At 61.2% G+C, this 26,074-nt stretch carries 26 protein-coding genes; 16 read left to right on the top strand and 10 right to left on the bottom strand.

Going from position 1 to position 26,074, the window contains the following annotated elements; translation table 11 throughout:
• The first annotated feature begins 22 nt into the window (after nucleotides 1–22).
• The 4 genes from fliF to fliP are packed head-to-tail and all read left to right on the top strand — an operon-like array spanning nucleotide 23 to nucleotide 3,234.
• Nucleotides 23–1,624: a flagellar basal-body MS-ring/collar protein FliF gene (fliF, locus tag AB3N21_RS07645; RefSeq protein WP_367934671.1), complete on the top strand. Its 1,602-nt coding sequence runs from the start codon at nucleotides 23–25 to the stop codon at nucleotides 1,622–1,624.
• Nucleotides 1,624–2,223, top strand: a complete 600-nt coding sequence (locus AB3N21_RS07650; protein WP_367934672.1) for an ABC transporter ATP-binding protein — start codon at nucleotides 1,624–1,626, stop codon at nucleotides 2,221–2,223. The genes fliF and AB3N21_RS07650 overlap by 1 nt, the downstream gene beginning before the upstream one ends.
• Nucleotides 2,216–2,503, top strand: coding sequence for a FliM/FliN family flagellar motor switch protein (locus AB3N21_RS07655; protein WP_367934673.1), 288 nt, complete (start codon nucleotides 2,216–2,218; stop codon nucleotides 2,501–2,503). The genes AB3N21_RS07650 and AB3N21_RS07655 overlap by 8 nt, the downstream gene beginning before the upstream one ends.
• The gene (gene fliP, locus AB3N21_RS07660; RefSeq protein WP_367934674.1) at nucleotides 2,503–3,234 is read left to right on the top strand and encodes a flagellar type III secretion system pore protein FliP; all 732 of its coding nucleotides are present in this window, start codon (nucleotides 2,503–2,505) and stop codon (nucleotides 3,232–3,234) included. The genes AB3N21_RS07655 and fliP overlap by 1 nt, the downstream gene beginning before the upstream one ends.
• A 99-nt stretch (nucleotides 3,235–3,333) precedes the next feature.
• Here the strand turns inward: fliP and AB3N21_RS07665 are convergent, their stop codons facing one another.
• The 4 genes from AB3N21_RS07665 to iolG all read right to left on the bottom strand — a co-directional run bounded on the left by AB3N21_RS07665 (nucleotide 3,334) and on the right by iolG (nucleotide 6,891).
• A complete protein-coding gene (locus AB3N21_RS07665; protein WP_367934675.1) occupies nucleotides 3,334–3,903 on the bottom strand; it encodes a TetR/AcrR family transcriptional regulator in 570 nt (189 codons plus the stop codon).
• 236 nt (nucleotides 3,904–4,139) lie between these two features.
• A complete protein-coding gene (locus tag AB3N21_RS07670; protein WP_367934676.1) occupies nucleotides 4,140–4,829 on the bottom strand; it encodes a cupin domain-containing protein in 690 nt (229 codons plus the stop codon).
• Between the two features lie 19 nt (nucleotides 4,830–4,848).
• Nucleotides 4,849–5,541 carry a glutathione S-transferase family protein gene (locus tag AB3N21_RS07675; protein ID WP_367934677.1) on the bottom strand — a complete coding sequence of 231 codons (693 nt, stop codon included), beginning with the start codon at nucleotides 5,539–5,541 and terminating at the stop codon, nucleotides 4,849–4,851.
• A 360-nt stretch (nucleotides 5,542–5,901) separates the two neighbouring features.
• Nucleotides 5,902–6,891, bottom strand: a complete 990-nt coding sequence (gene iolG / locus AB3N21_RS07680; protein ID WP_367934678.1) for an inositol 2-dehydrogenase — start codon at nucleotides 6,889–6,891, stop codon at nucleotides 5,902–5,904.
• 112 nt (nucleotides 6,892–7,003) lie between these two features.
• Here iolG and AB3N21_RS07685 point away from each other — a divergent pair, with 112 nt between their 5' ends.
• From AB3N21_RS07685 to iolB, 9 genes are all read left to right on the top strand, one after another.
• Nucleotides 7,004–7,825, top strand: coding sequence for a MurR/RpiR family transcriptional regulator (locus tag AB3N21_RS07685; protein ID WP_367934679.1), 822 nt, complete (start codon nucleotides 7,004–7,006; stop codon nucleotides 7,823–7,825).
• A 258-nt stretch (nucleotides 7,826–8,083) separates the two neighbouring features.
• Nucleotides 8,084–9,034 carry a sugar ABC transporter substrate-binding protein gene (locus AB3N21_RS07690; RefSeq protein ID WP_367934680.1) on the top strand — a complete coding sequence of 317 codons (951 nt, stop codon included), beginning with the start codon at nucleotides 8,084–8,086 and terminating at the stop codon, nucleotides 9,032–9,034.
• Nucleotides 9,035–9,112: 78 nt separating this feature from the next.
• Nucleotides 9,113–10,237 (top strand): ABC transporter permease, encoded by a 1,125-nt coding sequence (locus tag AB3N21_RS07695; protein ID WP_367934681.1) that lies wholly within the window; start codon nucleotides 9,113–9,115, stop codon nucleotides 10,235–10,237.
• A gap of 1 nt (nucleotide 10,238) precedes the next feature.
• Nucleotides 10,239–11,018: an ATP-binding cassette domain-containing protein gene (locus tag AB3N21_RS07700; protein WP_367934682.1), complete on the top strand. Its 780-nt coding sequence runs from the start codon at nucleotides 10,239–10,241 to the stop codon at nucleotides 11,016–11,018.
• Complete coding sequence (gene iolC, locus AB3N21_RS07705) at nucleotides 11,015–12,925, top strand: 5-dehydro-2-deoxygluconokinase (RefSeq protein WP_367934683.1); 1,911 nt, start codon at nucleotides 11,015–11,017, stop codon at nucleotides 12,923–12,925. The genes AB3N21_RS07700 and iolC overlap by 4 nt, the downstream gene beginning before the upstream one ends.
• Nucleotides 12,922–14,748: a 3D-(3,5/4)-trihydroxycyclohexane-1,2-dione acylhydrolase (decyclizing) gene (gene iolD, locus AB3N21_RS07710; RefSeq protein WP_367934684.1), complete on the top strand. Its 1,827-nt coding sequence runs from the start codon at nucleotides 12,922–12,924 to the stop codon at nucleotides 14,746–14,748. The genes iolC and iolD overlap by 4 nt, the downstream gene beginning before the upstream one ends.
• An 85-nt stretch (nucleotides 14,749–14,833) precedes the next feature.
• Nucleotides 14,834–15,769, top strand: a complete 936-nt coding sequence (gene iolE / locus AB3N21_RS07715) for a myo-inosose-2 dehydratase (protein ID WP_367934685.1) — start codon at nucleotides 14,834–14,836, stop codon at nucleotides 15,767–15,769.
• Complete coding sequence (locus AB3N21_RS07720; protein ID WP_367934686.1) at nucleotides 15,766–16,941, top strand: phytanoyl-CoA dioxygenase family protein; 1,176 nt, start codon at nucleotides 15,766–15,768, stop codon at nucleotides 16,939–16,941. Before iolE ends, AB3N21_RS07720 begins: the two co-directional genes overlap by 4 nt.
• 47 nt (nucleotides 16,942–16,988) lie before the next feature.
• Entirely contained in the window at nucleotides 16,989–17,813 is an 825-nt protein-coding gene (gene iolB / locus AB3N21_RS07725; protein WP_367934687.1) for a 5-deoxy-glucuronate isomerase, read from the top strand.
• A 140-nt stretch (nucleotides 17,814–17,953) separates the two neighbouring features.
• Here iolB and AB3N21_RS07730 read toward each other — a convergent pair whose 3' ends face one another.
• Genes AB3N21_RS07730 through AB3N21_RS07745 form a run of 4 tightly spaced genes read right to left on the bottom strand, consistent with a single transcriptional unit; the run spans nucleotide 17,954 to nucleotide 22,780 of the window.
• Nucleotides 17,954–19,051, bottom strand: a complete 1,098-nt coding sequence (locus AB3N21_RS07730; RefSeq protein ID WP_367934688.1) for a flagellar basal body P-ring protein FlgI — start codon at nucleotides 19,049–19,051, stop codon at nucleotides 17,954–17,956.
• Nucleotides 19,048–20,055, bottom strand: a complete 1,008-nt coding sequence (locus AB3N21_RS07735) for a flagellin (protein WP_367934689.1) — start codon at nucleotides 20,053–20,055, stop codon at nucleotides 19,048–19,050. The genes AB3N21_RS07730 and AB3N21_RS07735 overlap by 4 nt, the downstream gene beginning before the upstream one ends.
• Before the next feature lie 3 nt (nucleotides 20,056–20,058).
• Nucleotides 20,059–21,510 carry a flagellar hook-associated protein FlgK gene (flgK, locus tag AB3N21_RS07740; RefSeq protein WP_367934690.1) on the bottom strand — a complete coding sequence of 484 codons (1,452 nt, stop codon included), beginning with the start codon at nucleotides 21,508–21,510 and terminating at the stop codon, nucleotides 20,059–20,061.
• A gap of 34 nt (nucleotides 21,511–21,544) precedes the next feature.
• Nucleotides 21,545–22,780: a flagellar hook protein FlgE gene (locus tag AB3N21_RS07745; protein ID WP_367935065.1), complete on the bottom strand. Its 1,236-nt coding sequence runs from the start codon at nucleotides 22,778–22,780 to the stop codon at nucleotides 21,545–21,547.
• Between AB3N21_RS07745 and AB3N21_RS07750 the strand changes: the two genes are divergently transcribed.
• Nucleotides 22,758–22,913 carry a hypothetical protein gene (locus AB3N21_RS07750; protein WP_367935078.1) on the top strand — a complete coding sequence of 52 codons (156 nt, stop codon included), beginning with the start codon at nucleotides 22,758–22,760 and terminating at the stop codon, nucleotides 22,911–22,913. The two genes, AB3N21_RS07745 and AB3N21_RS07750, sit on opposite strands and share 23 nt — an antisense overlap.
• 15 nt (nucleotides 22,914–22,928) lie before the next feature.
• Here the strand turns inward: AB3N21_RS07750 and AB3N21_RS07755 are convergent, their stop codons facing one another.
• Entirely contained in the window at nucleotides 22,929–23,780 is an 852-nt protein-coding gene (locus tag AB3N21_RS07755) for a flagellar motor protein MotB (protein ID WP_367934691.1), read from the bottom strand.
• Between the two features lie 87 nt (nucleotides 23,781–23,867).
• A complete protein-coding gene (locus tag AB3N21_RS07760) occupies nucleotides 23,868–25,184 on the bottom strand; it encodes a FliI/YscN family ATPase (RefSeq protein ID WP_367935066.1) in 1,317 nt (438 codons plus the stop codon).
• 105 nt (nucleotides 25,185–25,289) lie between these two features.
• On the opposite strand from AB3N21_RS07760, the gene AB3N21_RS07765 reads away from it, so the two are divergent.
• Both AB3N21_RS07765 and flgC read left to right on the top strand, forming a co-directional pair.
• A complete protein-coding gene (locus tag AB3N21_RS07765) occupies nucleotides 25,290–25,670 on the top strand; it encodes a FlgB family protein (protein ID WP_367934692.1) in 381 nt (126 codons plus the stop codon).
• 11 nt (nucleotides 25,671–25,681) lie between these two features.
• Nucleotides 25,682–26,068: a flagellar basal body rod protein FlgC gene (gene flgC, locus AB3N21_RS07770; RefSeq protein ID WP_367934693.1), complete on the top strand. Its 387-nt coding sequence runs from the start codon at nucleotides 25,682–25,684 to the stop codon at nucleotides 26,066–26,068.
• The last annotated feature ends 6 nt before the right edge of the window (nucleotides 26,069–26,074 follow it).

Below are 26,074 nucleotides of genomic sequence, written 5' to 3' on the forward strand. Positions count from 1 at the left end.
TGTCGGCGTGACGGAGGTGGACGTGCAGCAGATCAGAACTGTCTGGGCAAGTTTGGACAGGCGCAAACAGGTTATTGTCGCCGGGGCCGCGATGCTGGTGTTTCTCAGCATTCTCGCGATGTCGCGAATCGCCAGCGCTCCGTCGATGACTCTGCTCTATGCCGGGTTGGAGAATGGGGCGGCGGGCGATGTCGTGCGCGCGCTCGATCAGCGCGGCGTTGCCTATGAGGTGCGCGGCGGCTCAATCTACGTGCCCGGCGCGCAACGCGACGAGCTGCGCATGACCCTGGCCAGCGAGGGGCTGCCCGCCAATGGCGGACGGGGCTATGAGCTGCTCGATTCGCTGAGCGGGTTCGGCACCACGTCTCAGATGTTCGATGCCGCCTACTGGCGCGCCAAAGAGGGTGAGTTGGCGCGCACAATTGTCGGCAGTCCGCATGTCAGCCAGGCCCGGGTTCACATTGCCAATGGCTCGACCAATCCGTTCCAGCGCAGTGTCGAGCCGACGGCCTCGGTTTCGGTGATTCCCGCAGGGGCCGAGATCACTCCGGCGCAGGCCAACGCGATCCGCTTTTTGGTTGCTTCGGCGGTCAGCGGCCTGACGGTCGAGAAGGTGGCCGTGATCGATTCGAATGGCGTAGTGATTGGGGCGCAGGAGACGGCCGCCGCCGCCAGCACGGCAGACGACCGGGCGCAGCAGATCCGGGAACGCGTCCTGCGTCTGGTCGAGGCGCGGGTCGGGCAGGGCAATGCGGTGGTCGAGGTAAGCCTGGACACGGTTACCGAAACCGAATCGATCCGAGAGCGGCGGTTTGACCCCAACGGACGGGTCGCCATCAGCACCGACGTCGAAGAGAGATCGGACAATTCCCGCAATCAATCCTCTGAGGTGACGGTGGCCTCGAACCTGCCGGATGGCGACGGCGCCGGCGGTGACGAATCGAATTCGTCCACCAGCCAGACGCGTGAGCGGGTGAATTACGAGGTTTCGGAAACCGAGTTGGAGATTCTCCGCGTGCCCGGGGCGATCAAGCGTTTGACCGTCGCGGTTCTGGTCAATGGGACGCGCGGAAAGGATGCAAACGGCGCGCAGGTTTTTGAGCCGCTGCCCGATGCGGAATTGGAGGCGCTGCGGGAACTTGTGGCCTCGGCCGTCGGGTTCAACGGCGACCGCGGCGACGTGATCACGCTGAAATCCATGGAGCTGCCTGCGGCCGAACCGCAGGGAACGCTGGCCGCTGCCTCGTTCTGGCAAAAGGTACATATCGACGTGATGTCGCTGGTCCAGATGGCGACGCTGGCCGTGGTCTCGCTGTTTCTGGGATTGTTCGTCATCCGCCCGATTCTAGCCAACCCGGCGTCCAATCCCGCGCTGCTGGCCTCGCCGGGGTTGGATAACTCGGGCGGCGGAGACGGCGCTCCGGTTCTGGTCGGCGAGATCGAGACCGAAGATGGGTTTGCAGCGATTCCGGATGGATCATCGGCCGCCACAGGGGTTCCCGCGATTGGCGGCAGTAGCTCAGATGACGCCGTGCAGCGTTTGCGCGCGATGATCGGTGACAAGCAGGAAGAGACGGTGGAAATCCTGCGAAGCTGGCTTGAAGAGAGCGAGGAGAAGGCCTGATGTCGATTGCTCATCTTCTGGAAAACTTCGACCTTGATCCGCTGAACAGCGGCATGATGCACCTGCTGCACGAGGACGCGCTGGAGGAGCAAAGGCTGGCGGCCTTTGAACAGGGATATTCAGCCGGGTGGGAAGATGCGGTTACAGCCCAGAGCGAAGATCACGCGCATCTGGAGGCGACGCTGACCCGCAACCTCGAGGATCTGTCCTTTACCTATCACGAGGCGCTGACGCAGATGACCCAGTCGCTGGAACCGATGTTCCAGAGCCTGATGACAACCGTGCTGCCGCAGACCATCGAGCAGGGGTTTGGTCATCACATCGTGGAACAGCTCACGGCCATGGCCGAGGAGCAGGTGGCCCAACCTGCCCTGCTGATCGTGCCCGCCGGTGCCGGGGCACAGCTCAAGCCGCTTCTGGATCAGCAATCCGCGCTGCCGGTGCAACTGGTCGAGGAAGCCTCGTTGCCCCCCGGACAGGCCTGCCTGCGGGTCGGAACGGCCGAGCGAGATGTGGATTGCAATGCCTTTTTGGCCTCGATCACCGAAGCCATGGATGCCTTTCTCTATGAGGCCAAGGAGATTTCGTTGAATGACTGATGCTCAAAAAACCAGCCCCGACAAATCGTCCCCCTTCGATGCGGTGCCCATCGAGGTTACGGTCTCGGTTGGCCGTGCCCGCCCGTTGGTGCGCGAGCTGCTGAGCCTAGGCGAAAACGCGGTGCTCACGCTCGACAAACGGGTCGAGGACCCGGTGGATCTATATGTCGGTGATCAATTGGTCGCGCGAGGTTTGTTGGAGGAACTGGGGGGCGATCAATCCGGGCAACTGGCGGTGCGCTTGACCGAGATTTCGGACCTACAGAACGGCATCGGGTGATGCGAACGGGTTTCACGGCGGCGCTTGTCCTGGCGCTCCTCCTGCCTTCATTTGCGGCGGCGCAGGATCTGTCCCTGTCCTTGGGCGAAGGCGGGTCGATCTCGGCCCGGTCCATTCAACTCATCCTGCTGATCACGGTTCTCAGCCTTGCCCCCGGGCTGGCGATCATGATTACCTGTTTCCCGTTTCTTGTGACCGTGCTTGCGATCCTCAGGCAGGGCATCGGGCTGCAGCAATCTCCGCCCAACATGCTGATTGTCAGCCTGGCGCTGTTTCTGACTTATTTCATCATGGAGCCGGTGTTTACCGAGGCCTGGCGGACCGGGATAGAGCCGATGATGGACGAAACACTGGGTGTGGAACCTGCAATGGAACGGGCAATCGTTCCTTTCAAGACGTTCATGGCAGCGCGTGTGGATGCCGATACCTTTCACTCCATGATGGTCCTTCGGCCCGAGGCCGAGGCAGTTGGTCTGTCCCCGGATGCACCAATCTCGGTTTTGATCCCGTCCTTCATGCTGTCCGAGATTGCCCGCGCCTTTCAGATCGGGTTTTTGATCTTTCTTCCGTTTCTGATCATCGATCTCGTCGTTGCGGCGGTGCTGATGTCGATGGGTATGATGATGGTTCCACCTGCAACGGTGGCGCTGCCCTTCAAGCTGGCATTTTTCGTCATCGCAGACGGGTGGTCGCTCATTGCAGGTGCCTTGGTGCGCAGCTATGTAGGCTGATCGCCAAAACGCATCGCTTGCCACGGCCGCGCGGAGATTGGGAAAGTGATGATTGTAAATAGGGCCGGCAAATCGTTTCTGGATGTATGTGTTCTGAGATCAGTTTAGGCGATCACGAAAGATCTTTGTGGCTGCATCGTAGAGTGAAATTTGACCGCCGATCCTTGCTGTGATCTGCGCACCCTCCACCAGTGCAAGTGCTGCCGCCGCTTCGAAACTAGGATCGCCAACGTCGTTTATGCTGCCATCCCGCTTGCCTGCGTCAAAAACTTGCGTCAGCCAGCCCAGCAGTCTTGTCCGGAACCGGTCGATTTCAGAGGTCGTCTTTGTGTCCAGCGCATCCTGACTAACGGTGTAAGCCACGCAAAGGCAAAGGGCGGAGCAGTCCTGTAATGCGTTTCGATACAAGGTCACGAATTCAATCAGTTGAGGTCCCGCCAGATCATGACTGGCTGAGAACTCTTCGACCGCATTCAGCGTTTTTTCGGCATAGCGTGCCATGATAGCGGTCAGAAGGTCTGTTTTGTTCGGGAAGTGATAGTGAATGCTTGCCTTGCGAATGCCGATTTTTTCGCTGAGGTCCTTGTAGCTGAAACCATCGGCTCCCTTTTGGCGAACCTCCTGTTCGGCAGCGTCCATCAACGCGGTCTTTGTGTCGACTTTCTCCATCGGCTTATTCCCTCAGCAACAACTTCCGTAGCGGTCGGAGCGTCAACCGTTGCACCACCCGCTTAGTAAGCGTGGTTGAACAAAGGAAAGCAACCCGCCTTGCCAAATCGAACGCATATCCATCATCCCCATCAAGGATGAAGATGCAGGGCCGCGGAATCGCAGCCCGCTTTGAATTGCATGATCCTGCCGCATCGGGGTGCCTGTTCAAGACTCAAGATCAACGTATACGTGGATTAGGCCGTGGAACTCTGCATTCCCGCACTTGGCGGCCTTGCAAACCTGAGATGGCCGGTTTTCATCCAGATGCGCGCGCCTTCAGCGCCTGCAATCGCTGACAGGGATTGGCCGTCCGGCAAACGTAACCAGGATCCCTTGCGCAGGTTTTGTCCGTTTTCGGTCGCGGTTCCTTGAAGGACAAGCAATTCGATGCCGCCCGCATCCGAGACGGTCAGGTGCGCACCGGGATCCAGGGCGCGATAAGTGACGGCTTCGCGTTCATCCTCATGCAGATTCGCCGTAGCAACTCCGTTTTCGGGCTGGGACAGGGACGCGTTCATGTCTTTCCGGAACTGTTTGCGATCGTCCATGTCGAATTGCCAGAGTTTCACGAAGATCGTGCATCCCTGATCGGATCCGGGCGTGTGGCTGGTCGTCGGTGGATTGCGGACATATGTACCGGCGGGAAAATCACCATGCTCATCCTGAAACACCCCTTCGAGCACTATGAATTCCTCGCCACCCGAGTGAGTGTGGGCGGAGAACTTGCTGCCGGGCGCATAACGAACGATTGTCGTTGCGCGTGCGACTTCGTCTCCGATGCGGTCCAGCATTCGCCGTTCCACACCGGGCATTGGCGATGCTCTCCAGGGTTCTTCGTCGGTGTGGATTAGCACGCGCTGATTGAAATCTTCGTTCAGTTCCATGATGTTGGCTCCTTCATGGTCAATTGGGCTCGCCTGAAACGCTCGGTCGGCCAGCAACTTTCTGGCGCCATGCGATCAGGCTGGTCAGGTTTGACGGCACCTCGACCTTGGCGAAATCGGCAAAGGCGAGGCCGGCATAGGCGGTGATGTCAGCCATCGAAAACGTGTCGCCCGCCAGATACGCGTTCTCGGCCAGAACATCGTCCAGATAAGACATCGTGCTTTGGGCGATGCTTTTCCGGTGGTTTCCCCATTCGGCGTTTTGATTGGTTTCGAGTTTCGGCCCCAGCCCCGGCGTGGCGTGGTGGAAATAGTCGCCGACGGCATCAAGAAGACCATTTTCGGCGCGCCGGTTCATCATGTGAACAACTGCACGCTCTTTGGCACTCGCGCCGCAGAGCGAGGGGCCGTCGAAGGCACTATCGATGTACTCGGTGATCGCGGTGCATTGAGAGATGCATGTTCCATCTTCAAGTTCGAGGCAGGGAACGCTTGCGTCCGGGTTTTTTGCCCGGAAACCCTCAGAGCGATGCTCGCCGTTCATCACGTCCACCGGAACGAACTCGCATTCGTTGGTTGCCCCTTTTTCGGCCAGCGCAATTCGCACACGGGCCGGATTTGGGAATCCTTCAACATCGTAAATCTTCATAGCGGTGTCTCCTAAAATTGCCTTCCTAGTAGTAGGTAGATAAATCAAATATAGAAAGCTCATTCTGATCACGCTTGCGTGAATGGCGACAATAACGTCGGGAAACGCGTGGAAACGACTGCGGTCGCATCCATGAGGGGCAAGCAGGATTTTGATTGTGGCCGCGCCCGCCTATCTGTTGCATCTGCCCTTCGGGAAATTCGAACAATCAGGGAAATTCAAAGCTTTCCATAGGCGAAGTCGATGTAGGTGTGCGTCTTGGGTGCAGCGCTACTCCGGCTTTGGCGCTCCACCCGAACTCTCCCGCTATCGCTCGATGATAGAGAACTGCCACTAACACACTACGTGGGTCGTTTAGGCTGACTAGTGCCGGACCCCCGTCTCAGGACAACTCGCGCCCAGCAGGGATCCGCAGCCTTGGCTTCAAACAGAAACGGTCTTCCCGGTCGCGACGCTCTCCACCGCCGCCTCGGCCAGTTTCAGTGCCTTGAGACCGTCTTCACCGGTGACCGGCATGGGGACGTTCTGCGTCAAAGCACTGATGAAACCGGTGAGTTCCGCGTCATACGCCGCAAGGTATCGGGTCATGAAAAAGTCGTGCAGGGGCGGGCGGGTATAGCCAGCTTCGGTCGCGACCTCAATGCTGACGGGGCGTTGGTTTTCGGCGTGAACCATGCCTTTGGAACCATGAACCTCGATCCGTTGATCATAACCATAAGTCGCGCGGCGCGAGTTCTGAATGACGACCTGTTTGCCGCTTTCCGTCTTCAAAACCACTGTCGCGGTATCAAAATCACTCAACTCGCGTATTGACGGATCAACCAGAGCCGATGCTGTGGCATAAACATTCTTGACCTCTTCGCCCAGGAGGAATCGGGCCATGTCAAAATCGTGGATGGTCATGTCGCGGAAGATCCCGCCTGACACGCCGATATACTCGCGAGGTGGTAATCCGGGATCGCGCGAGGTAATGGTGATTTGTTCCACGTCACCGATCTGACCGGCCTCAATCGCCCCTTTTAAAGCCACAAAATGTGGATCGAAGCGACGGTTGAAGCCGACCATCAAATGCGCGCCGGTATCGCGCACGGTGGCAAGGCAGGCCTCGACGCGGGTGACATCCAGATCCACCGGCTTTTCGCAGAAGATTGCCTTGCCAGCGCGGGCGAAGCGTTCGATCAGATCGGCATGGGTGTCAGTCGGGGTGCAGATGATGACGGCATCCACATCTCCGGCAGTTTCGATCTGGTCCATGCTGCGGATCTCACCACCATAGGTCGCCACAAGGCGCTCGGCGGCCTCGGGGAAGGCGTCGGTCACCGCAACCAGTGTGGCGTCGGGGTTGAACGAGACGGCCTTGGCGTGGACCTGACCGATGCGGCCGGCGCCGAGTATTGCAATGCGAAGGGTCATGATCGATTCTCCTTGATCTCCCGAACCGCTGCGAGATTATCTGATGGAATATTCGTTCCATTATGGCTATCGTCGTCATCAGCCATTCTGTCAAGGCCGAACAGGACCGCCCATGCAAGACCGCCCCGCGCCGCAGAGCATCGAAGGATTTCACCAACGCCTGCGCGAACTGTCAGATGGTCTGCCCAAGCGGTTGAAACAATGTGCGGAATATCTGGCGGCCAATTCCGACCGTATCGCGCTGAGTACAGTGGCCGAACTGGCCGCAGGGGCCGAGGTGCAGCCCTCGGCCATGATGCGGTTCTGCCAGATCATGGGGTTCTCCGGCTTTTCCGAGATGCAGAGACTGTTCCGCGAGTCTGTGGCGCAGGGCTTTCCCGACTATGCCAGCCGCCTCGCCAATCTGCGCGAACGAGGCGCGGGAAGCCCCTCGGCCCTGTTGGCAGAGTTTGTCGATGCTGGGCGGATGTCGCTGGAAAACCTTGCGAATACAGTAGATTCGCGAGTTCTGGACGAGGCGGTGGCCCGGCTGGCACAGGCGCAAACGCTCCACGTGATCGGGCTGCGTCGCGCCTTCCCCGTCGCGTCGTACTTGGCCTATGCCTTTGAAAAGATGGAGATCCCAGCGATGCTGCATGACGGGGTGGGCAGGCTGAACCAAGCCCATGCCGTGCGGCCAGGCGACGCGCTGATCGCCATCACTTTTGCACCTTATACCGAGGATACGGTGGCTTTGGCGCGCAACTGCGCCACGCGCGGCATCCCGGTGGTTGCTATCACCGACACGGTGATCAGTCCGGTGCAGATCGAGGGCGTTCTGCCGCTTTCTGTATCGGAAGTGGACTTTGGTGCGTTCCGGGCATTGTCGGCCACATTGTCGCTGGCGATTACGTTGGCCGTCGCTGTCGGGGCGCAGCGCAAACCCAAGTCGTAGAATTCTAGGGTTGATTTTTCCATCAATAGAATGTTTATTCTATTTATCCCGCCACTCGTGGGCTGATTCTAGATAGCGAAACGTCCAACCGACCCCAAGTTCCCGGGTCTGAAATCTTGAGAGGGCTTCAGGGAATGAGATTGCCCAATTTTGCAACCGGTTGCAAAAATGACCGAGGTGTGTTTACCTTAGGTCGGGGTTGCGGGCTGGAACCGCACTTTCGCCATCAAGAATAGTGTTAAATCTGGGAGGATACTCATGACTTCACTGGTAAGGAAACTGGCCTTTGCCACGGCGCTTGTCGCCGCGCCATTCATGGCCGCTACCACCGCGTCGGCAGAGGGCGAGAAATACGTTCTGGTCAGCCATGCGCCGGACAGCGACAGCTGGTGGAACACGATCAAGAACGGCATCGCGCTGGCGGGCGAGCAGATGGGGGTCGAGGTCGAGTATCGCAACCCGCCCACCGGTGACATCGCCGATATGGCGCGAATCATCGAACAGGCAACGGCCTCGGGGCCGAACGGCATTATCACCACTCTGGCCGACTACGACGTGCTGAGCGGCCCGATTCAGGCAGCGGTGGATTCCGGCGTCGACGTAATCATCATGAACACCGGCAGCCCGGATCAGGCCCGCGAGCTTGGCGCGCTGATGTATGTGGGTCAGCCGGAATATGACGCCGGTTATGCGGCCGGGCAGCGCGCCAAGGGCGACGGCGTGACCTCATTCCTGTGCGTGAACCACACCATCCAACAGCCGACCTTGGCCGAGCGCTGCCAGGGCTTTGCCGACGGCCTGGGCGTGGAACTGGGTGCGGCGATGCTGGACAGCGGCACCGACCCGGCGGAAGTCAAGAACAAGGTGCTGGCCTATCTGTCGGCCAATCCAGACACCGACGCGATCCTGACCCTGGGTCCGGTTTCGGCTGACCCGACCATTCTGGCGGTGGAAGAGGCTGGTCTGGCCGGTGAGATCTACTTCGGTACGTTCGATCTGGGCGACGAAATCGTCAAGGCGATCAAGGCGGGCACCATCAACTGGGGCATCGACCAGCAGCCGTTCCTGCAGGCCTATCTGCCGGTGGTGATCCTGACCAACTATCACCGCTATGGCGTGCTGCCGGGCAACAACATCAACTCGGGTCCGGGCTTTGTCACCGCTGACGGGCTGACCCTGGTCGAGAAGTTTGCGGGCGAATACCGCTAATACGTGAACGGATCGGGCGGCCAATGGGAATCGGCCGCCCTTTTTCCATCCAAAACCCGGACAACGAGAGGTCCCGACATGACCGACTCCCCTAATCAACCCGCAGCTGTCGACGAGCGTATCAAGGAACGTTCGCCGCTGCGCGAGGCCCTTATCCGCCCCGAACTGGGTGGGATCATGGGCACTGCCATCGTCTTTGTGCTGTTCCTGCTTTTCGCCTCGGACTCAGGTATGTTCAACAGCCAGGGCATCCTCAACTGGTCCCAGGTTTCCGCGCAATTCATGATCATCGCCGTCGGCGCGTGTCTGCTGATGATCGCGGGCGAGTTCGACCTGTCCGTGGGCTCAATGATCGGCTTTTGCGGCATGATGATCGCCATCTTCTCGGTCACCATGGGCTGGCCGGTTTGGCTGGCCATCATCGTCACCTTCGCTCTTTGCATCGCCATCGGTGCGCTGAACGGCTTTATCGTGATCCGCACCGGGCTGCCCAGTTTCATCGTGACGCTGGCTTTTCTGTTCATCCTGAGGGGCTTCACCATCTACTTGCCGCAAACGCTGGAACGCAAAACCATAATCGGCGGTGTCAAGGACGCGGCCGAGGGGGATTGGCTGGCGGCCATCTTCGGCGGCAAGATTCTCACCGGACTGTTTCAGTGGATGGGCGACGCGGGCATAATCGCCACCTTCGAACGCGGCTCTAACATTGGCAAACCGGTCGTGGACGGCCTGCCCATGCTGATCGTCTGGGCGATCCTGCTCATCATCTTCGGCCACATCCTGCTGACCCGCACCAAGTTCGGGAACTGGATCTTTGCCTCGGGTGGCGACGCCGAAGCGGCCCGGAACTCGGGTGTGCCGGTCAACCGTGTCAAGATCCTGATGTTCATGTTCACCGCCTTCTGCGCCTGTGTCTTCGCCACCTGTCAGGTGATGGAGTTCGGCTCAGCCGGGGCCGATCGCGGCCTGCTCAAGGAGTTCGAGGCGATCATCGCCGTGGTCATCGGCGGTGCGCTGCTGACCGGCGGCTATGGCTCGGTCATCGGGGCGGCGCTGGGCGCGCTGATCTTTGGCGTGGTGCAGCAGGGTCTGTTCTTCGCCGGGGTCGAAAGCTCGCTGTTCCGGGTGTTCCTCGGCGTGATCCTGCTCTTTGCGGTGATCCTGAACACCTATATCCGTCGCATCATCACTGGGGAGCGTTAAGATGTCTGAACCAATCATCCAGATGAAGAACATCGAAAAGCACTTTGGCAGTGTGATCGCTCTGGCCGGCGTCTCGGTCGACGTGTTCGGAGGTGAATGCCACTGCCTGCTGGGCGACAACGGTGCGGGCAAGTCGACCTTCATAAAGACCATGTCCGGTGTGCACAAGCCGACGGCGGGCGAGATCTTCTTCGAAGGTCACCCCATGAGCTTTGCCGACCCCCGCGATGCGATTGCGGCGGGCATCGCCACCGTGCACCAGCATCTGGCGATGATCCCGCTGATGTCGGTCAGCCGGAACTTCTTCATGGGCAACGAACCGGTCAAAAGCGTCGGACCGCTGAAGTTCTTCGACCATGACTACGCCAATCGCGTGACCATGGAAGAGATGCGCAAGATGGGCATCAACCTGCGCGGTCCGGATCAGGCGGTCGGCACCCTGTCGGGTGGTGAGCGTCAGACCGTGGCCATCGCACGTGCGGTCCATTTCGGCGCCAAGGTTCTGATCCTGGACGAACCGACCTCGGCTCTGGGTGTGCGGCAGACGTCGAACGTGCTGGCCACCATCGACAAGGTGCGCAAACAGGGTATCGGCGTGGTGTTCATCACCCACAACGTGCGTCACGCCATGGCGGTGGGCGACCGGTTCACGGTGCTCAACCGCGGCAAGACGCTGGGCACCGCGATGAAAGGTGAAATCGAGCATGAAGAGTTGCAGGACATGATGGCCGGCGGGCAGGAACTGGCCCAACTGGAAGGGAGCCTGGGAGGCACCGTATGAAGGCGCTCGACGTCATCACGATTGGCCGCTCGTCTGTGGACCTCTACGGGGCACAGGTGGGCGGCCGGTTGGAGGACATGTCCTCGTTCAACAAATATATCGGCGGCTCGCCCACCAACATTGCGGCGGGCACCGCGCGGTTGGGCCTAAAATCGGCGCTCATCACCCGGGTCGGGGATGAGCATATGGGCCGGTTCATCCGCGAGGAACTGGCGCGCGAAGGCGTCGATGTGCGTGGCGTCAAAACCGACCCCGAGCGTCTGACCGCGCTGGTGCTGCTGGGCATCCGTGATCAGGAGCAGTTCCCGCTGATCTTTTACCGCGAAAATTGCGCCGACATGGGGCTGTGCGAGGATGACATCGACCCGGATTTCATCGCCGAGGCGCGCGCGGTGGTGGCGACCGGTACCCATCTGAGCCATCCACAGGTTGAGGCGGCAACGCTGAAAGCGCTGCAACTGGCGCGCGAAAACGGCGCGCAGACGGCGCTGGATATTGATTACCGCCCCAATCTCTGGGGTGTGGCCGGCCACGGCGAGGGTGAGAGCCGCTATGTGGAAAGCGCCAAAGTCACCGAAAAACTGCAATCGACTCTGCACCTGTTTGATTTGATCGTCGGCACTGAGGAAGAATTCCACATCGCGGGTGGCACCACCGACACTATCGCCGCGTTGCGCGCCGTGCGCGCGGTTTCCGACGCGGTGCTGGTGTGCAAGCGCGGCCCGATGGGCGCCTCTGCCTTCACCGGCACCATCCCCGATACGCTGGATCAGGGCCAGATCGGACCCGGATTTCCCATCGACGTGTTCAACGTTCTGGGCGCGGGTGATGGCTTCATATCGGGCCTGCTGAAAGGCTGGCTGGATGGTGAGGATTGGCCCACCGCACTGGGCTACGCAAATGCCTGCGGCGCCTTCGCAGTCAGCCGCCATGGCTGTACACCCGCCTATCCCAGTTGGGAGGAACTGCGGTTCTTCCTGAGCCGAGGCGTCAAGGAAAAGGCCCTACGCAAGGATGCCGAACTGGAGCAGTTGCATTGGTCGACCAACCGCAAGGGAGACTGGCCCGAGATGCGGGTCTTCGCCTTTGATCACCGCATCCAATTCGAAGAGATGGACGGCGCCACGCCTGCAAAGATCGGCGAGTTTAAGTCGCTCTGCCTCGATGCGGTCATGCAGGTGGTGAAAGGTAATTCCGGCTATGGCCTGCTGTGCGACTCGCGCCTGGGCCGCGATGCACTCTACAAGGCTGCCGGTCAGGGGCTTTGGATCGGCCATCCAGTGGAATGGCCCGCCTCGCGCCCGCTAACGCTGGAGCCCGAGATAGGCGAGGATTTCGGCGGGCTGGCCGAGTGGCCGCTGGAGCATGTGGTCAAATGCCTGTGCTTCTACCACCCCGATGACAGCGACGAGATGAAGGCCAAGCAGGAAGGCGTGGTCAAACGTCTGTTCTCCGCCGCCCGCCGCAACCGGTTGGAATTCCTGCTTGAAGTGATCCCGTCCAAGGTTGGCCCCGTCGACCCGGCTACCACCCCGGCGATCATCCAGCGGTTCTACGATATCGGTGTCTACCCCGACTGGTGGAAGCTGGAACCGTTCAAGTCAGATGCCGAATGGGCCGCCGTGGTCGATGCGATTCAGCGCAATGACGCCCACACGCGCGGCATCGTGGTGCTGGGGCTGGACGCCCCCTCGGAAGAGCTGTTTGCCTCATTCGCGCAGGCGGCGAAGTTCGATCTGGTCAAGGGCTTTGCCGTGGGCCGCACCATCTTTGGTGATACGGCGCGGGCTTGGCTGACGGGCGCGATCACGGATGATCAGGCCGTCGGGCAGATGGCGAAGAAATACGCAGATCTCTGCGCGGTCTGGGATCAGGCGCGCGCGCAAGCAAAGGAACAGGCGGCATGAGCACGATCCGGCTGACAGCGGCACAGGCATTGGTGCGCTATCTTTCGGCGCAACTGAACGAGGATGGAGAGCCATTCATCGCCGGGGTCTGGGCGATCTTCGGCCATGGCAATGTCGCCGGTTTGGGTGAGGCGCTTTATTCCGCGCGCGACAGGCTGCAAACATATCGGGGCCATAACGAGCAGACCATGGCACATGCCGCCATCGCCTATGCCAAGCAATCGGGGCGGCGGCGCGCGATGGCAGTGACCTCGTCCATCGGCCCCGGTGCCACCAACATGGTGACCGCCGCCGCGCTGGCGCATGTGAACCGCCTGCCGCTCTTGCTGCTGCCGGGCGATGTGTTTGCAAATCGCGGCCCCGACCCGGTGCTGCAACAGATCGAGGCTTTCGGCGACGGCACCATCAGCGCCAATGACTGCTTCCGCCCGGTCAGCCGCTATTTCGACCGCATCACCCGGCCCGAACAACTGCTGACGGCTTTACCCCGCGCCTTTGCCACCATGACCGATCCCGCCGAGTGCGGGCCGGTGACGCTGACCTTCTGTCAGGACGTGCAGGCCGAGGCCTATGACTGGCCCGAGAGTTTCTTCGGTGAAAGAACCTGGCATCAGCGGCGTGTGCGACCCGACCAAGGTGAGCTTGCGCGGGTTGCGAACGCTGTGAAGGCTGCAAAAAACCCGGTGATCGTCGCGGGCGGCGGGGTGCACTACTCGGGCGCTTGCACCGAACTTCAGGCTTTTGCCGAGAGGCACCAGATCCCGGTGGTGGAAAGCCAGGCGGGCAAATCGGCATTGGCCTGGGACCATCCGCTGAACCTCGGCCCCGTGGGCGTGACCGGCGCCTCCAGCGCCAACGCGGTCTGCGAAGAGGCCGATCTGGTGCTGGGCGTCGGCACCCGCTTTCAGGACTTCACCACCGGTTCGTGGGCGCTGTTCAAGAACCCCGTCCGCCAACTGGTCAGCCTGAATGTCGCCGCCTACGACGCCGTCAAACACGGCGCGCTGCCGCTCATGGCCGATGCCCGGGTCGGGTTGCAGGAACTCGGCGCGGCGTTGGGTGACTATGCGGCCTCGGCCCCCGATGCCGCGCTCAAATCCGACTGGTTCACGGCGGTCGACCCGCTGACCGAAGCGCCCGCAGACGGCAATGCCCTCCCCACCGACCAGCAGGTAATCGGTGCTGTGCAACGCGCAAGCGGGCCCGACACGGTGGTGATGTGCGCCGCCGGGACCATGCCGGGCGAGCTGCACAAGCTGTGGAAAGCCCCGCGCCCCGGCGCCTATCACATGGAATACGGCTATTCCTGCATGGGGTACGAGATCGCGGGCGCCATGGGGATCAAGATGGCCGAGCCCGACCGCGACGTCGTCTGCATGATCGGCGACGGATCCTACATGATGGCCAATTCCGAACTGGCGACCGCCTGCATGATGGGCGTGAAAATCACCGTTGTGATCACCGACAACCGTGGCTTCGGCTGCATCAACCGGCTGCAGATGGGCACCGGCGGGGCCGAGTTCAACAACCTGCTCGATCATGCCCATCACGAAAACCCGTCGAATATCGACTTTGCGGCCCACGCCGCGTCGATGGGCGCGGCCTCGGTCCATGTCGGCTCGATTGCCGAGCTGGAGGATGCGCTGGCCCGCGCCAAGGCCGCTACAGGCCCCTTCGTCGTCGTGATCGACACCGACCCCTATCCCAGTACGCCAGATGGCGGGCACTGGTGGGACGTGGCGGTGCCCGAAGTCAGCGACCGCGACGAGGTGAATGAGGCCCGCCAAGGCTATGAGACCGCCCTGCGCGCCCGGCTGAACTGAACACCCGCCCGGCGGCACCGCCGGGCTGCACGGGCCCATCGGGTGGCGCCAACACCCGACCGCAAGACATGAACGGACACCTGCGATGATCCTTTACGGCACCAACCCCATCGCCTGGGCCAATGACGACGACCAGTCTCTGGGCGCGCATATCCCGACCGAACAGATCCTGACCGAGGCCCACGAAATCGGCTTTGACGGCATCGAAAACGGGCACCGCTGGCCGCAGGACGATCCGGAGGCGCTGAAACAGTTGCTGGGCGGCTATGGCCTGAAATTCATCTCGGGCTGGCATTCTCTGAGCCTGCTGGCCCATAGCGTTGAAGACGAAAAGGCCGCGATCCAGCCGCATCTGGACAAGCTCAAGCACAATGATTGCGCCGTCTGCATCGCCTGTGAGACCTCAAACTCGGTGCAGGGCCTCAACGTGCCGGTGAATGACGCCCCAGTTCTGTCGCAAGAAGAGATGAAAACCTTTGGTGCCAAGGTCGAGGAGATCGCGCAATACTGTGCCGACCAGGGTATTGCGCTGGTCTATCACCACCACATGGGCACCGTCGTGGAAACCCCGGATGAGATCGACGCCTTCATGGCCGCAACCGGCCCCGCCGCCAAGCTGCTCTTCGATGCCGGCCATTGTTACTTCGGGTCCAACGGCGCCGATCCCACGCCGGTGTTGGAGAAATACGCGAACCGCGTCAGCCACTTCCACGCCAAGAACGTGCGCCCGGCGGTCATGGCCCAGGTGCGCGAAAAGGGTCTCTCGTTCATGGACGGCGTGCGCAAGGGCGTTTTCACCGTGCCCGGCGACGACGAGGGCGGCATCGACTTCGCCCCACTGTTGAGCATTCTCAAGGACAAAGGTTACGGGGGCTGGCTGGTGATCGAGGCCGAACAGGATCCAGAGGTTCACAATCCGCTGCACTACCAGACGTTAGGCCTGAAATCCCTAAAACAGATGGCTAGAGAGGCCGGGCTCGACAGCGGCCAAACGACGGACCGGAGGAAGGAGCTAACATGACACAGGCCGAAGCCGGGTATGTCGGATATTACGACCATGACGCTTGCGATCTGGATGAGTTTCAAAAGCTGACCTCGCAATCCCTTGCGCCAGAGGCCGTTTCGCACGCCGCCGAAGTGCAGAAGAACATACCGCTCTATGACATGACGGCTCTGCGCGACCGGCTGGAAACGCCCGCCGCGCGCAAGGCGTTGATGGCAGAATGGGCGTGGGTTTTGGGCCAATCGGCGGGGGTTCTGGTGTTGAAATCGGCCTATGCGGATACGACTGTTCTCGACGAGGCCACCCGGATCTTTGACGAGATCATCGCACAGGAACGCGAGGCTTCCGGCGGGAAGGGCGACCACTTCGCCGCCGCCGGTGCGAATGACCGGATCTGGAACTCGGCCCAGAAACTCTGCGAACGGAATCCGGACGTTTTCGTGCGCTATTTCGGAAACACCCCGATTGCCGCCGTATGTGAGGCCTGGCTCGGCCCGAATTACCAGATGACGGCGCAGGTCAACCAGGTCCGGCCCGGCGGCACGGCGCAGCAGGCCCATCGCGACTATCATCTGGGCTTTCAGACGGAAGATATCGCTGCGGAATACCCTGCGCATATCCACCATCTATCGGCGGTGCTGACCCTGCAAGGAGGGATCGCCCACACCAATATGCCGGTGGAAAGCGGACCCACGAAGCTGCTGCCCTTCTCACAGCTTTTTGCATCCGGCTACGTTGCCTGGCGGCGCAAAGATTTCCGCGAGTATTTCGAAGAGAACTATGTGCAACTGCAGCTGCAAAAGGGCGACGCGGTATTCTTCAACCCAGCACTGTTTCACGCCGCCGGCGCCAACACCAGCGCAGACATTCTGCGTATGGCGAACCTGCTGCAGATCTCATCCGCTTTTGGCCGCGCCATGGAAAGCCTGGATCGGGCAGCGATGTGTGCCCTGCTTTATCCCGCGCTGGCTCGGCTCAAGGACCAACTGTCTGCCGGTGAAATCCGCGCTGCGATTGCCGCCGCTGCCGAGGGCTATTCCTTCCCCACCAATCTCGATCGCGACCCTCCGGTTGGTGGGCTGGCCCCCGAGACACAGGCGGCCCTTTTGACGCGGGCGCTTGACGCGGGGTGGAGCGCGGATCGGGTCAAAGCGGAACTGGATGCGCAAACCACGCGGCGCATTGCGTGAACCGGCGGGGCCACTGTTGCCCTGCATGAACGAATAGGGGATGAACCATGACGGACCTTCTGCGCAAACCCGTTGCCGAAACCGGCAAGGTGCACGACATCACGCCCGCAAGCGCCCGCGGACCGCAAAGCCCCGATTGGTCCTATGTGGGATTTGGCCTCTACCATCTGGAGACCGGTGAAACCGTAGCCGAGCCCACCGGCGAGACCGAGGTGATCCTGGTACTGGTCGAGGGCAAGGCCAAGATCGCCTGCGACACCGCCGATTTCGGCGAAATGGGCGACCGGCTGAGCGTGTTCGAAAAGACCCCACCTCATTGTGCCTATGTTCCGAACGAAAACAGCTGGTCCGTCACCGCCACCACCAAATGTGTGTTGGCGGTCTGCACAGCGCCGGGCAAAGGCAACCACCCGGCACGCCGGCTTGGGCCCGATGGTATCGAGTTGACTCCACGTGGCAAGGGGCAGAACACGAGATATATCAACAACATCGCCATGGAAGGCCGCGATGTAGCCGACAGCCTGCTGGTGACCGAAGTGTTCACGCCGGACGGCAACTGGTCTTCTTACCCCAGCCACCGGCATGACGAGGATGACTATCCCAACATGACCTATCTGGAGGAAACCTATTACCACCGGCTGAACCCATCTCAGGGTTTTGGCATCCAGCGGGTCTATTCCGAGGACGGCACGTTGGACGAGACCATGGCCATCAAGGATGGCGACGTCGTTCTGGTTCCGCGCGGTCACCACCCCTGCGGCGCGCCCTATGGTTACGAAATGTACTACCTCAACGTCATGGCCGGACCGCTGCGAAAGTGGCGATTCAAGAACGATCCCGATCACAATTGGATCGCCCAGCGTGACGTCTGAGCGGGTCACTGTCTGGCAGCGGATCGCGCCGGTGTCCCGCCGCGACTCGCCACTCCAGTTTTCGACCGCAGTATTTCGCGCCGTTGCTGCTCAACCCCCTTCAACGCCTTTCAAAGTTCTTTGGGCTGGGTACGAAGAGGTCACCTTACAACAAACTCGGCATGAAGAGCGCCCGCCGCTTTGATCGTCTTGAGGATGTCGATCATGTCTCGCGGGGACACGCCCAGCGCGTTCAAGCCGGCCACAACTTCGGACAATGAGGTGCTTTCTGGCACCTCTGCCAATCGAATCCCGTCTTCTTCTTCGATCTCGGCATTTGTTCTGGGCACCACTACGGTCTGGCCATCCGCAAAGGGATTGGGCTGGATGGCAATCGGGGCCTCTTCGACTCGCAGAGTCAGATTGCCTTGGGACACCGCCACCCGCGAAATGCGCACGTCATCCCCCATCACGATCGTGCCCGACCTTTGATCGACCACAACCCGCGCTTTGCGCTCGGGCTCGACCAGAATGTTCTCGATCCGCCCAATGGCGTGGGCGGTCGAGACCTCCCGCGTCGCGGCGATGTTCAACTCGATGGTTCCAGAGTCCCGCATCAGGGCAACGGCGCGGTTGAACTCGCCATTGATGGCCGCCTCGATCCGACCGGCGGTGGTGAAATCGGGCTCCCGCAAAGCCAGACGCAACTGGGTGAGCGACCCAAGATCGAACTCGATCTCACGCTCGACGCGCGCGCCCGAGGGGATCACACCCGAGGTCGGCACCCCGCGTACGACGGAAGCCGCATCACCTTCGGCCACCGCTCCCCCGGCAAGTACCGTGCCCTGTGCGACCGCATAGATCTGCCCGTCAGCTGCGTTCAGGGGCGTCATGATCAGTGTGCCGCCCAGCAGACTTTTGGAATCCCCGATTGCCGACACCGTCACGTCGATCTGGCCGCCCACCCGGGCAAACGGCGGCAAACTTGCCGTCACAAAAACCGCCGCCACATTCTTGGGCCGGAACTGCTCGCCCGTCACGTTGACCCCAAGGCGCTCGAGAATATTCGACATGATCTCCTCGGTGAACGGCGCATTTCGCAATCCATCACCAGTGCCGTTCAGACCGACCACCAGACCGTATCCCACCAGATCGTTGCCGCGCACTCCATCGAAATCCACAAGATCCTTGAGCCGGATGGAGTTCGCCCATACAAGGCCCGGCATCAGAAAGGCGATAAGCACAAAAAGAAATCTCATCTCAGGAAATTCACTAGCGACAGATTGGCATTGCGGACCGTTACGGAATACAGGCTTTCCAGTTGAAACTGTACGGTCTGTAGCCGCGTTGCGGTTTCATAAGGATCGGCCCCGATCAGCTCCCCTTTTGAATATTCCAAGCTGGTTCTTGCGGCAGAGTTTCGGGTTGCCGCCTGATCTATGCGCGCCTCTGCCGCGCCGATCTGTGCCCTCAATTTCACCATGTCGTCCTTGGAGTTGGCCAGTTGACCCCCGAGTTCTTTGAACAGGGCCGTTCGCTGATCCGGGGACATGGCGAGCACGGGATCGGAGGCCAGCGCAGCGACGGCGGCGCTGCGCAACGCATCCCGAAAGGCCTGGTCGTCGGCCTTCAATGGCAGGAGGACCTGTTCGCGTTCCGAAATCTGCATCGGTGCCAGAACATCCGTCGATCCCTGATACATCACCGCCTCGAACCCCGCCGGATCATTGAACCAGGTCTCGGCTGCCAGCAAGACGTCGGATGCTGTGGTCAGACCGGTGAACTCGGCCCGCAATGCAGTCAGCAGTGTGTCCGGGGAGGCAAGCGGCGTTGTGTCGGTTGCAGTTCCCGCAAACAGACTACGGCCGCCGACGCGCGCGTTCAGAGCCGAAATCATCGTGTCCAACTCGTCGGCTGCCTGCACGCTGGCCTGTGTTTGCGTCACCGCCTGATTGGATGTCCCAAAGGCCAAAAGCGTCGACGAAAGCTCAGACACGCCGGTGTCGAATGTGGTCAGGCTGATCTGCATCGCGTTCGCGAACAGCCCGGCCTCGGACGTGGCGATGGACAAACCGTCAAGCCTGGCCAGGCTGCGGTCGATATCCGCGATCTGCGCATAATCGCCGCCCAAACGCTCGGCCACATTGGCGACTTGCCCTGAGGACAACTCGTAGGACAAGGTTTCGATCTCGTTCTTGATCTGGGTGCTGCGGGTCTGACGCATCAGCCCCCGGGCCAGATCGCCGATTGAATTCAGAGCCATGGTTTACAGCCTCAACAAGGTATCCATCAGTTCATCGACCGTTTCGATGATGCGGGCATTGGCGGCGTAAGCCTGTTCGATCTGCATCATGCGCTGCAGCTCCGAATCGGCATCCACGCCCTGTTCCTTTTCGATCCGCTCAAGCTCGGTTCTGGTCGCGGAGGCAAAGGTCATGCGCCCCGAGGTGGTATTGGCGTCCTGCCCGACCCGCGATAGTAGACCCTCACTGATATCCGCCGCCGTCAGGCTGCCGGTCCCGAACCGGGTCGTCGGCAAAGTGCGCCCTGTCGTCAGCGCCTCGCCAAAGGCTTTCAACTGCCTTGCGTCGCCCGGCGCGCCCGGGGCAGTCGCTCCAAGCCCGGCGCGCAATTTCCAGCTGTCACCGCCATTGTCAGGATCAACAACGGTATTCAGCGCCAACCGCCCGGCCAGCCCGATCTCGGCCACCGGATCGAACCGGCCGCCGTCATCGGTGAAGAGGCCGGCGTCGGTCGCGGCGGCGGTCGGGTCCAGGCCCGGTGTTTCGAACCGCTCGATCAGGTCGCGCGCCAGCGCATCCAGATCTTGTTGCGCCTCGATCGCCAACTCATCGCGGATTTCGAACTGGGCGGCCAGACTGCCGCCCCTTATCGCCGAGGTGCCACCGAAGGTTGCGACTGGTCTGCCGTTGATTTCGAGCCCAGAAAGCAGCCCGTTTCCAAAGGTCATGTGCGGCATCGTATCGCCGGTCAGATCGAACGAAAGCTCTGCCGCCCGGTCGTCGAGCAGAATGGCGCCGCCATTGGAATAGAGGGCGATCCGGTCATTGTCGCGCGCGACGACGTTGACTGGAACGATCTCGTTGATCTCATCAACCAGCACCTGACGCTGATCGAGCAAAGCGGCAACGTTGCCACCCGCCGCCCGGATCTTGGCCAGCCGAGCGTTGAGGTCTTCGACATCCTTGAGCGCGGTGTTCAGACGCTCCACCTGCTGATCGATACGGCGATCCGCGTCCGAGCGCATCTGGCGCAGCCCCTCGGAAGCATCGTTGATCGCGTTGGCCAAGTGGCGTGCCTCGGTCGCCGCCGTGTCCAGCCGTGTGGCGGACTCCGGCATGCTGGCCGCCGAAATCAGGCTGCTTTCGAAATTCGCCAGCTTGTTGGCAATCGAGTTTGGGTCATTGGCCGAGCCGACCAGCTGCTCCAACCCGCTATAGAACTCCGAAGTGGCTTTGGCATGCGCATATCCCGCGTCGGCACTGCGGCGGTTGGCGGTCAGAACCGGAGTGTCGTGGCGGTTGACCCCGACCACCTGCACGCCATTGCCAGTCACGGGGCTTGTCGCCACTTCTAGCGAGCGGCGGGCATAGCCCGGGGTCAGCGCGTTCGCGATATTGTCCGAAACTACGACCGAGGTCCGGCTGGCCGCCGAAAGCCCGCTCAGCGCGTTGTGGAAGGCGGTGGAAATGCTCATGGGAAAGGTCCTCTCACCAAATCAGGGGCCCGGATCACCGCTTGATATTCGTGGTTTCCTGCAACATCTCGTCCACGGTCTGGATCACTTTGGCGCTTGAGGAATAGGCGCGCTGGGTTTGGATCATGTCGGTCAGCTCATTGGCGACATCGGTGGTCGATTCCTCGCGCGCGAAGGACACCAGATCGCCGGTCGGGCCATCACCAGCATCCCACAGGAAGTAGGTACCGCTGTCGCGCGACGGGGCGTAGGTCTGGCTGTCCAGCGCGGTCAGCCCGTTGGGGTTGGGAAGGTCCACCAGCGGGATCTGGAACACCCGACGGCTGACGCCCGAATCGTAGAAGGCATAGACGTATCCGTTTTCATCAACCTCGACGCTGGTCATGGTGCTGACCGCGGCTCCGTCCCTCGTGATCGAAACGGGGGCGAATGTGTCGGAAAGCTGCGTGATGCCGTTCGAATCGCCGATCTGGCCGATATTGATCTCCATCGGACCACCCGCAACGTTCACGACGAAGCTGCCGGTGGCCGGGTCATAGGCCCCGCCCGAAACGGCCGTGACACTGGCGAGCGTTCCCCCGCTGGTCCGGTTGTCATCGAAGGTCAGGTTGTATTCACCGATTACCGCTCCGCCGGATGCCGTGTCACGCAGAACCATGGTCCAGGCGTTGCTGGATCCGGTGGCCGGAACCGTCGGGATCAGCTCAATCTCGACATTCTCCGACTTTCCGAGGTTGTCGTAATACTCCACAGACAGCGGTTGCGTGTCCCCCGGCGATCCCGCATCCGTCGCGGTTGCCGGCAAGTTCATTCGCAGATTCATCTGCGTCGTCGGCGATCCGGAGAGCTGGTTGACGCTCAGCTGAACGGGCACCAAACCGGCCGATGTATCGCGGGGAAGGTTCGGGATCGACCCGTCGGATTGCGCCGGCCAACCCATGAGGACAAGGCCCGATTGCGAGACCAGATACCCCTGTTCGTTGGTTCGGAACGACCCGGTGGTGGCCAGAAGCATCTCATTGGTGCCCGATGCGATCTGCGAGCTGCGCATAACCGGCAGCATGCCTCGGCCACGCACGGCGAGGTCGGTGGAGTTGTTGGTCGAAACCAGCGAGCCGCGCTGGTCGATCATGCGCTGACTGGTTGTGCGCACGCCGCCCGCCGAATACGCGCCGCCGGAACTGGTCGTAACCATCGAATGAAAATCGGTTTCCACGCGCTTGTATCCAAAGGTTGAGGAGTTCGCGATGTTGTCAGAGATAGTCGCCAACCTGCTGGCATTTGCGGACAGCGCCGCAACACCGGCATTCAGCGAAGAGGAAATGGACATCGGCACGCCTTTCTGCTGCGTCAAACATGTGTTGATGCAACAGGTAACGCGCGGCGTCTTAACAGCGGGCTAACAGCTAAAATGCTCGCTATTCCTCGCCGGGGTTCCGCAGAAAGATGACCTCGATCCTGTTGTTACGCGCCGCCATCGGGTTCTTGTCCGCCAGCTTGCGGTCCGCATGCCCCGTAACCCGCTGAATACGCTCCGATTTCAACCCTGCACCCTCCAGCAGGTTTCGGGTTTTCTCGGCGCGCGCAGTGGACAGTTCCCAGACCGGATTTTCCGCAAGAACCACCGGGTGTGCCCGAATATGCCCACCCACGGCGACCCCGTTGGTCACCAGATCCGAGGATCGGGCAATCACGCGGATGAGATCCTTCATCAACTGCGTAGGCCGGTCCGAGTTTATCTCAAAAAGCGGCGAATCGTTGGTGGCGAACAGTTCGACGATCAGGCCCTCGTCGGTCACCCGCGTCACGATATGCTGACGCAGTTTCTTGGACACCAGGCTCTCACCGCCACGCCCCAGCAGCTCTGCCTCTAGCGAAGTGAATTCCTCATGCGCGCCCTGACCGCCACCCTCGGCGTTCACCCCGGTCGAGCCTCGCGCGCGCTTGGCCTTGGTCGGGTTCTTGTCGGTCGCCCCCGAGCCATCCATCACCATCGTCTTTTCCGAGAACATGTTGTCGCCACCAAAGGCTCCGTCCCCGCCCCCTGATACCGGGTTGACCGGAATCGTTGGCGAGAAGTAATCCGCCAGCCCCTTGCGTTGCTTTTCCGTCGTCGCGTTCAACAGCCACATCAACATGAAGAAGGCCATCATGGCCGTGACAAAGTCTGCATATGCGACCTTCCACGCGCCGCCGTGATGGCCATCGCCACCGCCGCCACTGCGCTTCTTCTTGATGATGATCGGCGCCGCATTGGATTGCGCACCCATCTCCACCACCTTTTGTATCACCCGACAATCGGGATATCAGGGCAGGCGTTAAGAGATATCTAACAATTAAAACTGTCTTGATTTCCGTCAGTGCGGTCCCGATTTCGCGCGCCGCAGGATCAGCGCCAACCGGTTGAAACTGTTGGCAACGCCATCGGGATCGGGCTTGCCAAAGAACCCGTCCAGCTCTCCCCAGACGCGCACGGCCTGATCCAGCACCGGGTCGGACCCCTCGGAATAGAGCCCGGCCTTTATCATGACCTCGGACTGCTCGTAGCTGCCCAGCAGCTTCCGCGTTTCCGCGATCATCCCGTTCTCTTCCGGCGTCGCAGCCCCCGGCAGGCTGCGCGAGACCGAGCGGCTGACGTCGATGGCCGGGAATCGCCCACGCTCGGCAATGTCGCGGTCCAGAACGATGTGGCCATCCAGAACCCCGCGCAGGATATCCGCGACCGGCTCATCCATGTCCGATCCCGCAACCAGAACGCTGAAAACGGCAGTGATATCACCCTGTTCCGCCGTCCCCGGCCCCGCCCGTTCGCACAGCCCGGTGATCAGCGGTGTCACCGATGGCGGGTAACCGCGCAGCGCCGGGGCCTCTCCCATCGCGGCGGAGATCTCGCGATGCGCCTCGGCAAAGCGGGTCACCGAATCGGCCAGAAACAGCACGTTCAGACCCTGATCCCGCAGCATCTCGGCCACTGACATCGCCGCCCAGGCACAGCGCCTGCGCACCAGGGCCGACTGTTCCGAGGTCGCGGCAACCACCACGGCGCTGGCCATCCCCTCGGCGCCTAGTGCGTTCTCCACGAATTCGTTAACCTCGCGACCTCGCTCGCCGATCAGAGCGACCACCACCGCATCCGCCTGCACCGACCGCGCCAGCGTCGCCATCAGGGTCGATTTCCCGACGCCTGACCCGGCAAACAGACCGATTCGTTGCCCCCGCACAATCGGCAGCATCGTGTTCAGCACCGCCAGTCCGGTCGCCATCCGCTCGCCCAGAGGCTTACGCTCGACCGCGCGCGGTGGCGCCTGCATGATGTCCCGCTCCTCGCCCCCGCGCAGCAGGGGTCGGCCGTCCAGGGGCCGCCCGAACGGATCCACCACCCGTCCCAGCCAGTGCGGCCCGGGCGCAAAGGCGGGCATCTGGCGCAAAATCACCCGGTTGCCCAGTGACACGCCCTCAGGCGCGCTATCCGGCAGCATGTGGATCACATCACGCTCGACATGCAGCACCTCACCCACCAGCGGCAAACCTGCATCGCGTTGCAACTCCAGACGGTCGCCGATCCGCGCCCTGTCGGCCAGCCCTCCAATCTCGATCACGCCGCGCGCAACGCCGGTCACGCGACCCACATGGCGCACCAGGCTCAGGCTGTCGAACTCCGCTTTCAGCAGCATCGGGTCAGGGGCGGTCATCGCGGCACCTCCATCTGTTTCCTGAAAACGGTTTCTAAAGGAATCGGGGTTAAGCCTTGATTGAAATTGATCGAGGGAGAAGCCCCGATGTTCTCTGATTTGAACGTCTTTAAGACGGCGTACGCCATGGCAACACATGCGGGACAGCGGCAGGCTGTGATCTCACGCAACATGGCTAATGCGGACACACCCGGCTACCAGGCGCGGGATATCGAAGCCTTTGATAGTGTCTATTCTGGCGGTCCTCGCACCAAAATGATCGCCTCGCGCAACGGTCACCTGAACGGGGTCGAGCGCGGGGACTGGGCCGAGTTCACGCCCGAAAACCCGACCGATCCCAACGGCAACAGCGTCTCCATCGAGGAAGAGATGCTCAAGGCCGTGGACGTCAAGCGCCAGCATGACCGCGCTCTTGCGATCTATCGCTCGTCGCTCACCATCCTGCGCGCCAGCCTCGGCAAGGTCTGAGGAGGCAGCTCATGAGTGACTTTTCCAAATCTCTCGCCGTCTCGGCCAGCGGTCTGCGCGCCCAGGCCACTCGTTTGCGTCACGTGTCCGAGAACATCTCGAACGCCGACACCCCGGGTTACCGGCGCAAGACCGTGCCGTTTGAAGCTGCAAGGGGGGATGACGGCGCTATGGTCCAGACGGGCCGTGTTCGCCTCGACCGCTCGCAACTGGCCCGCATCTATGATCCATCGCATCCGATGGCCGATGCGTCCGGGCATTACGAGGGCTCCAACGTCGATCTGATGATCGAGATCGCCGACGCCCGCGAGGCGCAGCGCAGTTACGAGGCCAACCTGAAAATGTTCGATCAGACCCGGCAGATGTCGTCGGGCCTGATGGACCTTCTCCGCAAATAAAGGACG

Origin of the sequence: Ruegeria sp. (assembly GCF_040830605.1) — a bacterium.
Lineage (GTDB): Bacteria > Pseudomonadota > Alphaproteobacteria > Rhodobacterales > Rhodobacteraceae > Ruegeria.

Coding starts and splice junctions, on each gene's coding strand:
- AB3N21_RS07730 (WP_367934688.1), bottom strand. CDS start 19,051: ATGAGATTTCTTTTTGTGCTTATCGCCTTTCTGATGCCGGGCCTTGTA.
- iolB (WP_367934687.1), top strand. CDS start 16,989: ATGACGGACCTTCTGCGCAAACCCGTTGCCGAAACCGGCAAGGTGCAC.
- AB3N21_RS07700 (WP_367934682.1), top strand. CDS start 10,239: ATGTCTGAACCAATCATCCAGATGAAGAACATCGAAAAGCACTTTGGC.
- AB3N21_RS07650 (WP_367934672.1), top strand. CDS start 1,624: ATGTCGATTGCTCATCTTCTGGAAAACTTCGACCTTGATCCGCTGAAC.
- fliP (WP_367934674.1), top strand. CDS start 2,503: ATGCGAACGGGTTTCACGGCGGCGCTTGTCCTGGCGCTCCTCCTGCCT.
- AB3N21_RS07760 (WP_367935066.1), bottom strand. CDS start 25,184: ATGCTGCTGAAAGCGGAGTTCGACAGCCTGAGCCTGGTGCGCCATGTG.
- flgC (WP_367934693.1), top strand. CDS start 25,682: ATGAGTGACTTTTCCAAATCTCTCGCCGTCTCGGCCAGCGGTCTGCGC.
- iolC (WP_367934683.1), top strand. CDS start 11,015: ATGAAGGCGCTCGACGTCATCACGATTGGCCGCTCGTCTGTGGACCTC.
- AB3N21_RS07655 (WP_367934673.1), top strand. CDS start 2,216: ATGACTGATGCTCAAAAAACCAGCCCCGACAAATCGTCCCCCTTCGAT.
- AB3N21_RS07750 (WP_367935078.1), top strand. CDS start 22,758: ATGTTGTCAGAGATAGTCGCCAACCTGCTGGCATTTGCGGACAGCGCC.
- iolD (WP_367934684.1), top strand. CDS start 12,922: ATGAGCACGATCCGGCTGACAGCGGCACAGGCATTGGTGCGCTATCTT.
- AB3N21_RS07685 (WP_367934679.1), top strand. CDS start 7,004: ATGCAAGACCGCCCCGCGCCGCAGAGCATCGAAGGATTTCACCAACGC.
- AB3N21_RS07695 (WP_367934681.1), top strand. CDS start 9,113: ATGACCGACTCCCCTAATCAACCCGCAGCTGTCGACGAGCGTATCAAG.
- AB3N21_RS07735 (WP_367934689.1), bottom strand. CDS start 20,055: ATGGCTCTGAATTCAATCGGCGATCTGGCCCGGGGGCTGATGCGTCAG.
- AB3N21_RS07755 (WP_367934691.1), bottom strand. CDS start 23,780: ATGGGTGCGCAATCCAATGCGGCGCCGATCATCATCAAGAAGAAGCGC.
- AB3N21_RS07675 (WP_367934677.1), bottom strand. CDS start 5,541: ATGAGCTTTCTATATTTGATTTATCTACCTACTACTAGGAAGGCAATT.
- iolE (WP_367934685.1), top strand. CDS start 14,834: ATGATCCTTTACGGCACCAACCCCATCGCCTGGGCCAATGACGACGAC.
- AB3N21_RS07765 (WP_367934692.1), top strand. CDS start 25,290: ATGTTCTCTGATTTGAACGTCTTTAAGACGGCGTACGCCATGGCAACA.
- flgK (WP_367934690.1), bottom strand. CDS start 21,510: ATGAGCATTTCCACCGCCTTCCACAACGCGCTGAGCGGGCTTTCGGCG.
- AB3N21_RS07665 (WP_367934675.1), bottom strand. CDS start 3,903: ATGGAGAAAGTCGACACAAAGACCGCGTTGATGGACGCTGCCGAACAG.
- iolG (WP_367934678.1), bottom strand. CDS start 6,891: ATGACCCTTCGCATTGCAATACTCGGCGCCGGCCGCATCGGTCAGGTC.
- AB3N21_RS07670 (WP_367934676.1), bottom strand. CDS start 4,829: ATGGAACTGAACGAAGATTTCAATCAGCGCGTGCTAATCCACACCGAC.
- AB3N21_RS07690 (WP_367934680.1), top strand. CDS start 8,084: ATGACTTCACTGGTAAGGAAACTGGCCTTTGCCACGGCGCTTGTCGCC.
- AB3N21_RS07720 (WP_367934686.1), top strand. CDS start 15,766: ATGACACAGGCCGAAGCCGGGTATGTCGGATATTACGACCATGACGCT.